This is a genomic window from Tabrizicola sp., assembly GCF_031377265.1.
Classification (GTDB): domain Bacteria; phylum Pseudomonadota; class Alphaproteobacteria; order Rhodobacterales; family Rhodobacteraceae; genus JAUYQR01.
Genome location: NZ_JANMET010000016.1, coordinates 1 through 8,111, shown reverse-complemented (window position 1 = coordinate 8,111; position 8,111 = coordinate 1). Strand labels below are relative to the sequence as shown.

Here is an 8,111-nt window from a genome sequence, read left to right as displayed (position 1 = left end):
GGTTGGGGCGGCTTTGGCTTCTACTTCCTGGAAAACCGCGCGGCGGCTTATGTAAAGCATCCGTCGGATCCTGCATGGCTGTTCGACCCCGAGACGATGAAACCCCGCGTCAACAATCCGGGCTGGGTGCAGGCCATCCAGGACGTGATGGATCTGATCGCGGCTGGCGCTTATCCCGCCGACCAGATCAACGCCGACCCCGGCACCACCGGCTTCTCGCAGTTCCTGGCCGGAACCGGCTCGATGCTGATGTGGTGGGGCGACATCGGATCCAATGCCCGCACCTCCGACACCTCGGTCGTCGGTGATGTCATCGGCTTCGGCATCAACCGCGGCTCCGACCGCGTCTACAATGCCGCGACGTCGGCCTGGGAAGAAACCTACAACGAGGCGCCGAATATGGCCTACCTCGGCTGGGGTGTCTACGTCACCAACCGCGTCTCGGCGGATGAGAAAAAGCGCAAGGCCGCATGGTCGGCAGCAGCCCATCTGGGCGGCAAGGACATCTCGCTCTGGATGTCGGCCTATCCGTCGGGCTTCCAGCCCTACCGCAACTCCAACTTCAACTATGACGAATGGGTTACCGCGGGCTACGACAAGGACTTTGTCGAAGATTACCTTGGCTCCAACCTCGACAGCTACAACCACCCCAACCCGGCGGTGGAGCCGCGCATTCCCGGCATCTTCCAATACTATTCGGTTGCCGAGGATGAACTGTCCAAGGGCTACGCCGGCCAATACGCCAGCGCGCAGGAAACGGCAGACGCCATCGCCGCAGCCTGGGAAAAGATCACCGACGAAATCGGCCGCGACAGCCAGATCGCGCTCTACAAGGCTTCGCTCGGCATGTGATCAAACGGGGGCGTGGCTCGCCGCGCCCCCGTTTCCAACAAAAGCTGCACCAACAAAAACGGCGCGCCAGCAATGGCGCGCCGTTCTTTATTGCAATGGCGGCGGCCTAGCGCCGGGAAATCGTGGGGATGCCAAGGGCTGTCGACAACTGCCAGCCATCCTTGATCACCGAACTCTTTTCCTTGGACCGCGACAACAAGGCGAACGGCAGCAGCTTGGTTGACATGAACCCCCCGCCCGAAATCGCCGAGGTCTTGGTCTTTTGCGGCGACAGCGTGCGCACGCCAAAGGCACTGGACACCGTGCCCCGTTCCCGCGCCGCCATGTCATGCGACATGAACAGCGGATGGTTCATCAAGATGCTGCCACGAACTTCAACACGCGGCTGTTCGCGGATGTATTCGTCTTCGCTGTCGAGCCCGACCTTGATCGAGGGATGCCGGTCCAGCGCGCGCATCGCGTTGCGTGCGGCCCCGACTGGGTTGAACGGCGCCCGGACCACGACCAGCGCATTGCCGTTCGACACCGGCGCGGCATAGGCCGCCGCCGCCGCGCTGCTGACCCGCGCCGCAAGCATCCGGTCCCTGACCGTGCCATCACCTTCGCGCGATATGATGTCGATGTAATCCTCGCCGTGGCCGCGGCCCATGAGGTCAGCCACCGCGGCCTGTGCAGCAGCGGTGTTGGCGTATAATCTCGTGATGATCGTTGTCATGTGTCACCCTGTTGTTCGATAGCCCAGCCTACGCATTCATAGTCTACGCAATCAGTGTCTACGCAATCATTCTGGCCCCGCTCCGGCCCTTGGATCTATGGTCCCGAAGCAGCCTCTTTTCCGATAGTAGGGCTGATGTCCGGCTCTGCAAGTGTTGCGCGCAGCAGCGGAAGCGCCACGATCAGCGCCAGCAGCAGCAACGCAATCTCCAGCCCGAAGACGGGAATATACGGATCCGCCGCCGAAGCCCCTGCTGCGGGCGCGTTTTCCAGCACGTCCCTGATAACGCCTCCGACCGCAATCGCCACGCCCGCCGCTGTGGTCTGCACCGTTCCCCACGCGCCCAGCGCCAGCCCGATCTGGTCACGCGGCGCGGATCGCATCGTCGCGGTCAGCGTGCCGTGGCCGAACAGCCCAGCCCCGAAACCCGCAAGCATCGTCGCCATGCTCAACAACGGGGGCAGTGTCAGCGACGCCGACAATATGATCAGGCCAAAGGCCGGAACCCCGGTCAGCGCCCCGGCGAACGCCACCGCCAGCGGCCGCGCCCCGTTGCCCAGCAATCGCGACGCAAGGCCAAACCCAAGCAGGCTGCCCAGCGCCAGAAACACCGTCAGCTGCGTGGTCTGCGCCACGGTCATCGCCATCACTTGCCCGCCGAACGGCTCCAGCAACACATCCGCCATCCCAAAGCCTGCAGTGCCAAAGGCGATCACCGTCAACAGCCGCAGCACCCCCGGCCCTTGCGTCAAACGCGCCCAGGCCGTGGCAAAGCCCACCACCCGTTGCGGTGCCTCGCTCCGGCGCCGATCCCGCGGTTCCTGTTTCCACACCGCAATGCCGTTCAGCACGATGGTGACGACTGCCGACCCCTGGATCACCTGCACCAACCGGCCCGGCGTGTAATCCCGCAGCAGCAAGCCAAAGACCAAGGCGCTCAGGATCATGCCCAGCAACAGCATCACATACATCAAGCCAACGACCTTGGGCTGATCTTCCTCGGGCACCAGATCCGTGGCCAATGCCAGCCCCACGGTCTGCACGATATGCACCCCCGCGCCCACCAGCAGAAACGCCAGCGCTGCAGAACTCAGGCCAATCCAGCGCGGCGCATCGACGGCCTCGCCATAGCCCGACAGCACCAGCAGCGCGAACGGCATTATCGCAAAGCCGCCGAACTGCAGCATCGTGCCCTTGAAGATGTAGGGCACCCGCCGCCAGCCCAGCGCCGACACATAGGTATCCGACCGGTGCCCGATCAGCGCGCGCAGCGGCGCAAACACCAGCGGTAATGCCAGCATCACCCCAACCAGCGTTGCCGGCACCTTCAATTCGACAATCATCACGCGGTTCAGGGTGCCGACCAGCAGCACCAACGCCATCCCCACCGTCACCTGAAACAGCGACAGGCGCAGCAGCCGCGACAGCGGCACATCCTTGGTCGCAACCTCGGCAAACGGCAGAAAGCGCGGGCCGATCCCCGCGATTTTCCCCAAAGCAAAGCGGCGATAATCAAACATCGGCGTCTGACCTGTACTGCCATTGCCACCCACTCGGCGGGCGGCACAAATGATGTGGCGAGACCCCTCCGCCCAAATCACGGGGGGTCCCGCCAGTCTTGCCTTGCTCCGCCAGGCGGAGGAAAGGTCAGTTCAGCGTGCTGACAGCACCATCCGTCAGGATCGCATGCGCCACCGTGCCATCCGGCATGACAACCATGATATCCTTGGATCCCGGCGTCAGATAGGCCACTTTCGCGGTGGTCTGATCTTCCGGAACCAGCGATGCCATGCCGCCGATTGGCTTGCCGGACAAGAAGTCGGCAACCCAGGTCGTGTTGCTCAGCACCGCGACGTGGACCGCAAAAGACCCCACGGCAACCGCCGTAAGGAATAGCGGGACCCCGACTGTCGGTTTCACGACAAGCCACATTTTTGCGTTGTTCATGTCAGGTCCCCTCAGCCAAGCCAGGGCGTGGAAACGGCAACAAGAATGTGCGCGATCAAGGCTATGACCCCGAACACCCGCGTGCCGTCGATGATGTAGCTGTGAAGCTCTTCAGCTTCTCTCAGTGTAAGGCCGGTCGGCCACACCTTATCAGGATCGTTGGACATAAAATGCTCCTCCGTGCCCCGTCGTCTCATGTTGCGTTGGGCGGACTGACGACACCCGGTCCACCCAAAGCGCAGTACGGATTCCCGATCCGGTTCTAGCGCCAACAGCGACAATGTGTCACGCCTTTCTTACATAAGCAACTGTAACTTATAATTGACATTCAACTATTTTGCAGACCGCTCTTTTTGCGCAGTCGCCTAAAATATATATTACTTTCAAGATTTTACTGCCTGCCGATCGCTCAGGTTCCACGGCGCGCCCCCGATTTCTCGCGCCTCGCTGCAAGCAACTGCACTCATTTGACGCGTGACAAATGTCGCCACCGCACCCTGAGTCTGGGCCCGCCAGACACGCCGTCAAAGCCCCTTCTCATACCCAAAATCAACAGCTAACATGCTAGCATGAGCAACGGTGAACTCCTCCATGTCGTGACCAGCGACAGCATCTCGAACCGGCGCAAGCTGTTTGGCCGGACCCTCGTCTGGGGCACGGCGGCGACGCTGGTTCTGGTGGCCGCGTTGCAGACCCTGCAGGCCACCGGGGTGTCCGATTTCGGCTTTGCCAACTGGCGGCCCACCCTTTACGCCTACGCCACCTGGGCGGTCGCACTGTGCTGGGCGCAGGTCCTGATCCGGGGCGAACAAGGCAAGCGGGTGCTGTTCGTATTGCCTGCCGCATTGTTCGTGGTGTCGTTGACGGTGTTTCCCCTGCTGTTCGGCTTGCTGATCGCGTTTTCAAGCTGGAACCTGTCCAGCCCGGACGGGCGTCAGTTCAATGGCCTCGCAAACGTGGTGCAGATGTGGGCCGATCCGTTCTACTGGAACGCCATGCTGAATATGGTCTGGTACACGCTTGCGATCATCCTGGAATACGCCATCGCCTTTTCCCTTGCCCTGTTGCTGAACTCTGAAATCCGGGCGCGCAAATTCTTTCGGGTGGCGTTCCTGCTGCCACTGATGCTGTCGCCCGTGGCTGTCAGCTGGATGATCGGCAAATCCATGCTGGAGGGACGTTTCGGCCCGATCGCCACGTTGATGAAGCATCTGGGCTGGGAAACGCCCGCCTTCTTTGCAACGCCCGGCGTGGCGCGCGCGACGATCATGCTGATGGACGCCTGGACCTTCATCCCGTTCATGATGATCATGCTGCTGGCCGGGCTGCAGGCGATCCCGAAAGAGCTGACCGAGGCCAGCCGGGTTGACGGCGCGACCGGCTGGAAAAGCTTCTGGGAGATCACCTTCCCGCTGATGCTGCCGGTGTCGATCACCGCGATCCTGATCCGCATCATCTTCAAGCTGAAGCTGGCCGACATCGTGATCACGGTCACCTCCGGCGGGCCGGGAGGGGCGACGGACACCGTCACCAGCTTCATCTACCGCGAATATCGGGATCGCTCGAACGTCGGTTACGGCACTATGCTTGCGATGGTCTATCTGGTGATCATCGTGATCGCGATGACCATGCTGATGAAATTCGCAGACCGTTTCACAAGGCCGCGCACATGACCGAAACGGCGATTTTCAAAGACAGCGAGGCGGACCGCTCGTTTCGGGCGAAATGGTTCGCGAGCCGGCTTGCAGTCTATGGCGTGTTGCTCTTGTGGGCGTTCATCTGCTTGTTCCCGATCTACTGGACACTGACCACCAGCTTCAAGCTGGCCCCGAACGTGATGCAGGGCAACCTGATCCCTTGGGTGGATTATCAGCCCAAATGGCTCGGCTGGAAATCCATCGGCCTGTCGCCCGACACGATCGGCACCGATTCGACCGTGCGCGAGGAATTCCTCAAGCGCTTCACCAATTCGGCCATCGTGTCGCTGGTCTCGTCGTTTCTGGCGGTGGTCATGGGGTCGCTTGCGGCTTACGGGCTCAGCCGGTTCAGCTATCGCTTTGCCTGGATGCGCAATCCCGACATCTCGTTCTTCTTTCTGTCGCAGCTGATCCTGCCGCCGGTCGTCCTCGCCCTCCCATTCCTCGTGCTTTACAAGGAACTTGGCCTGTTGGACACGCGGATCGGGTTGATCCTGCTCTATGCGCTGTCGGTGCTGCCCATCGTGATCTGGATCATGAAGGACCAGTTCAACTCCATCCCGACCGAGCTTGAGGAGGCAGCACTCGTCGACGGGCTGGGCGTCTGGGGGGCGTTCGTGACGATCATCCTGCCGATCGCCCTTCCCGGCATGGTGGCGGCTTTCATCCTGTCTCTGGTCCTGACCTGGAACGAGTATTTCTTCGCAGCCCTCCTGACCTCGACCGACGCCAAGACCTTGCCGGTGATGGTGGCCAGTCAGACCGGCAGCCAGGGGATATCGTGGTGGTCGATGGCGGCCCTGTCTTTTGCCGCGATCCTGCCGCTGATCGTGATCGGGGTGCTGCTGGAGCGGTTCATCATCAAGGGGATGGCGGCAGGGGCGGTGAAATAGTGCTGAAAGGCATCGACCAGCGGCTCAGCGCCGAACTTGTGCATGTCCTGATGCTGATGGGGCATGGCGACGATCTGGTGATTTGCGACGTGAACCATCCTGCGGCCTCGATCGCGACGGACACCACCTATGGCAAGCTGATCGACATGGCGGGCTGTGATATCCCGACAGCGGCGCGCGCGATCCTGCGCCTGATGCCACTGGACAGCTTTGTTCCCGCCCCGATCACCCGCATGCAGGTGGTGGGCGACCCTACGGCCGAACGGCCGGTGTTTGCCCGAATGCAAGCTGTCGCAGACAGCGCAGAGGGCGCCCCGGTGCAGATGCAAAGCCTGGAGCGGTTCGCCTTCTATGCCGAGGCCCGCAAGGCTTTCGCCATCATCCGCACTGGCGACAGCGGGCCCTATGGCTGCTTCATCCTGAAAAAGGGCGTGATTGATCTGCCCGAGCTGTGAACGGCGCAAGGCGGGCAGGCACCCTTCCTGATATGTCCGCCCGGTCTGAGCGGCGGGAGCCTCCGGCGGGGATATTTGGGGACAGATGAAATCCGCAGTCAGGCAAGGCCCAGAGCCGGCGCAATATGGGCAAGCGCCAGCGCAACGCCTGCCTCACCAAGCGCCGCTGTCGCCTGAGGTGCGGTTTCGGTGTACCAGTGGCCGCCATCGGTGGCGCGGGTCATATCCACGGTTTCCGGGGCAAGGGCCAGCATCAGCGCGGTCTCGCCGACCCCGGCATGATCGAAAGGGAAATCAGCGCCTTTCGGAAACAGCGGATGAATGCGGATCCAGTTGAACGGGTCTTCGCCGGCCGCAGCATCGGCATAGTAGTCCTGCATCGCGCGATCGCCCCACCAGCCCGGGCCGCGCGCGACCTCCAGATGCCGAAAGATCGCGTTGCGGGCGGCGAGGCGAAAGCTCAGATCCGTCGGCATGCCTTGCGCGAAGTTCTCGGTCTGGTGGTGGATGACGCCGTGCAGGTTGCGAAAGCCGGTGGTCAGAAGGGCTGAAAACAGCGCCTCGGCCAGTGGCAGGAAGGTGGCGGGATCAAGGTGCAGCGTGCCCTGACCTGCGCCCGCCACCGCATGACTGGCCGCGCCGTAGGCAAAGGGCGGCAGCATGATGATCCGGTCGCCAAGCCGTTTCAGCGTTTCGGTGACGATCAGCAGGTCAACGCCTGCGGGCAGATGCTGGCCGTGATATTCCATCACCCCGATGGGCAGCACGACCGGGGTGCCTGCAATGATCGCTTCGGCAATCTGATGCGGGCGCATCCGGTCGAACTGCATCAGGCCGCTCCCAACGCATGGGCGATGTCCCTGGTCTGGGCGTAAAGCGCCTGCCATAGCGGGTATTGCCGCATATAGGCCGCGACCGGCTCGGGCGTCACTGTGCGCAGCACCGGGTTCCAGCGGGTGATCTCGTCCGGCATCGCGGCACCCACCGCCACAGCCGCAAGAAAGGCGTCGCCATAGCTGGCGCCAATCGTCTTTTCGCAGACGAGCTGCGGGGTCTTTGCAAAGTCCGAGGTGGCCTGCATCCACACCGCGTTCTTCGTCCCGCCGCCGACAGCGAGCACGCGGGCGGGGGTGGCGTTCAGTTCGGCGTAGGTATCAAACACATGCGCCGTGCCCATGGCGACGCCTTCGATGGCGGCGCGGAACATGTCGCCCCGAGTATGGGTAAGATCGAGGCCGAAGAACGCGCCTTTGGCAAAAGGATCATGGATCGGCGTTCGCTCACCCGAAAAGTAAGGAAGGCAGATCAAACCCTTGGCGCCTTTCGGGCTGGCCTCGGCTGCAGCGGCGAGGCTGGCAAAATCGGTGTCGGGGGCCAATTGATCGCGAAACCAGTGCGTCAGCGTGCCCGAGGTGGCCAACCCGGCCATCGAGGCATGCAGGCCTGGAAACAGCCACGGCGCATACCATAGGCGCGCATCGCGGAGCGGGCGTTCGGTGACCTGGATGATGAAGATGGTGGAGCCATACATCAGCATCATCTCGCCGGGGGA

Annotated in this window: 9 protein-coding genes and 1 pseudogene; 4 read left to right on the top strand and 6 right to left on the bottom strand. The window is 62.4% G+C overall.

Features of this window, described 5'->3' with window-relative positions; genetic code table 11:
- Positions 1-852: pseudogene (locus tag RMO18_RS01095) on the top strand (sugar ABC transporter substrate-binding protein); the annotation flags it as partial.
- Between the two features lie 106 nt (positions 853-958).
- On the opposite strand, the gene RMO18_RS01090 reads toward RMO18_RS01095, so the two are convergent.
- From RMO18_RS01090 to pufB, 4 genes are all read right to left on the bottom strand, one after another.
- Positions 959-1,567: a hypothetical protein gene (locus tag RMO18_RS01090; protein ID WP_309663389.1), complete on the bottom strand. Its 609-nt coding sequence runs from the start codon at positions 1,565-1,567 to the stop codon at positions 959-961.
- A gap of 95 nt (positions 1,568-1,662) precedes the next feature.
- The gene (locus RMO18_RS01085; protein WP_309663388.1) at positions 1,663-3,087 is read right to left on the bottom strand and encodes a PucC family protein; all 1,425 of its coding nucleotides are present in this window, start codon (positions 3,085-3,087) and stop codon (positions 1,663-1,665) included.
- Positions 3,088-3,214: 127 nt separating this feature from the next.
- The gene (locus RMO18_RS01080; protein ID WP_309663387.1) at positions 3,215-3,514 is read right to left on the bottom strand and encodes a light-harvesting protein; all 300 of its coding nucleotides are present in this window, start codon (positions 3,512-3,514) and stop codon (positions 3,215-3,217) included.
- 11 nt (positions 3,515-3,525) lie between these two features.
- A complete protein-coding gene (pufB, locus tag RMO18_RS01075) occupies positions 3,526-3,681 on the bottom strand; it encodes a light-harvesting antenna LH1, beta subunit (RefSeq protein ID WP_305568206.1) in 156 nt (51 codons plus the stop codon).
- A 402-nt stretch (positions 3,682-4,083) separates the two neighbouring features.
- Here pufB and RMO18_RS01070 point away from each other — a divergent pair, with 402 nt between their 5' ends.
- Genes RMO18_RS01070 through RMO18_RS01060 form a run of 3 tightly spaced genes read left to right on the top strand, consistent with a single transcriptional unit; the run spans position 4,084 to position 6,559 of the window.
- Positions 4,084-5,187 (top strand): sugar ABC transporter permease, encoded by a 1,104-nt coding sequence (locus tag RMO18_RS01070; protein WP_309663386.1) that lies wholly within the window; start codon positions 4,084-4,086, stop codon positions 5,185-5,187.
- Positions 5,184-6,104: a carbohydrate ABC transporter permease gene (locus tag RMO18_RS01065; RefSeq protein WP_309663385.1), complete on the top strand. Its 921-nt coding sequence runs from the start codon at positions 5,184-5,186 to the stop codon at positions 6,102-6,104. The genes RMO18_RS01070 and RMO18_RS01065 overlap by 4 nt, the downstream gene beginning before the upstream one ends.
- Complete coding sequence (locus RMO18_RS01060; protein WP_309663384.1) at positions 6,104-6,559, top strand: RbsD/FucU domain-containing protein; 456 nt, start codon at positions 6,104-6,106, stop codon at positions 6,557-6,559. Before RMO18_RS01065 ends, RMO18_RS01060 begins: the two co-directional genes overlap by 1 nt.
- Positions 6,560-6,657: 98 nt before the next feature.
- On the opposite strand, the gene RMO18_RS01055 is transcribed toward RMO18_RS01060, so the two are convergent.
- Together RMO18_RS01055 and RMO18_RS01050 are read right to left on the bottom strand one after the other, a co-directional pair.
- Entirely contained in the window at positions 6,658-7,389 is a 732-nt protein-coding gene (locus RMO18_RS01055; RefSeq protein ID WP_309663383.1) for a creatininase family protein, read from the bottom strand.
- Positions 7,389-8,111, bottom strand: a 723-nt coding sequence (locus RMO18_RS01050) for an FGGY-family carbohydrate kinase (RefSeq protein WP_309663382.1), incomplete at its 5' end; no start/stop codon positions are given. The genes RMO18_RS01050 and RMO18_RS01055, both read right to left, overlap by 1 nt.

What these genes read in the sequence shown, in the direction of transcription:
- RMO18_RS01090 (WP_309663389.1), bottom strand. Translation starts at nt 1,567, where the DNA reads ATGACAACGATCATCACGAGATTATACGCCAACACCGCTGCTGCACAG.
- RMO18_RS01085 (WP_309663388.1), bottom strand. Translation starts at nt 3,087, where the DNA reads ATGTTTGATTATCGCCGCTTTGCTTTGGGGAAAATCGCGGGGATCGGC.
- RMO18_RS01080 (WP_309663387.1), bottom strand. Translation starts at nt 3,514, where the DNA reads ATGAACAACGCAAAAATGTGGCTTGTCGTGAAACCGACAGTCGGGGTC.
- pufB (WP_305568206.1), bottom strand. Translation starts at nt 3,681, where the DNA reads ATGTCCAACGATCCTGATAAGGTGTGGCCGACCGGCCTTACACTGAGA.
- RMO18_RS01070 (WP_309663386.1), top strand. Translation starts at nt 4,084, where the DNA reads ATGAGCAACGGTGAACTCCTCCATGTCGTGACCAGCGACAGCATCTCG.
- RMO18_RS01065 (WP_309663385.1), top strand. Translation starts at nt 5,184, where the DNA reads ATGACCGAAACGGCGATTTTCAAAGACAGCGAGGCGGACCGCTCGTTT.
- RMO18_RS01055 (WP_309663383.1), bottom strand. Translation starts at nt 7,389, where the DNA reads ATGCAGTTCGACCGGATGCGCCCGCATCAGATTGCCGAAGCGATCATT.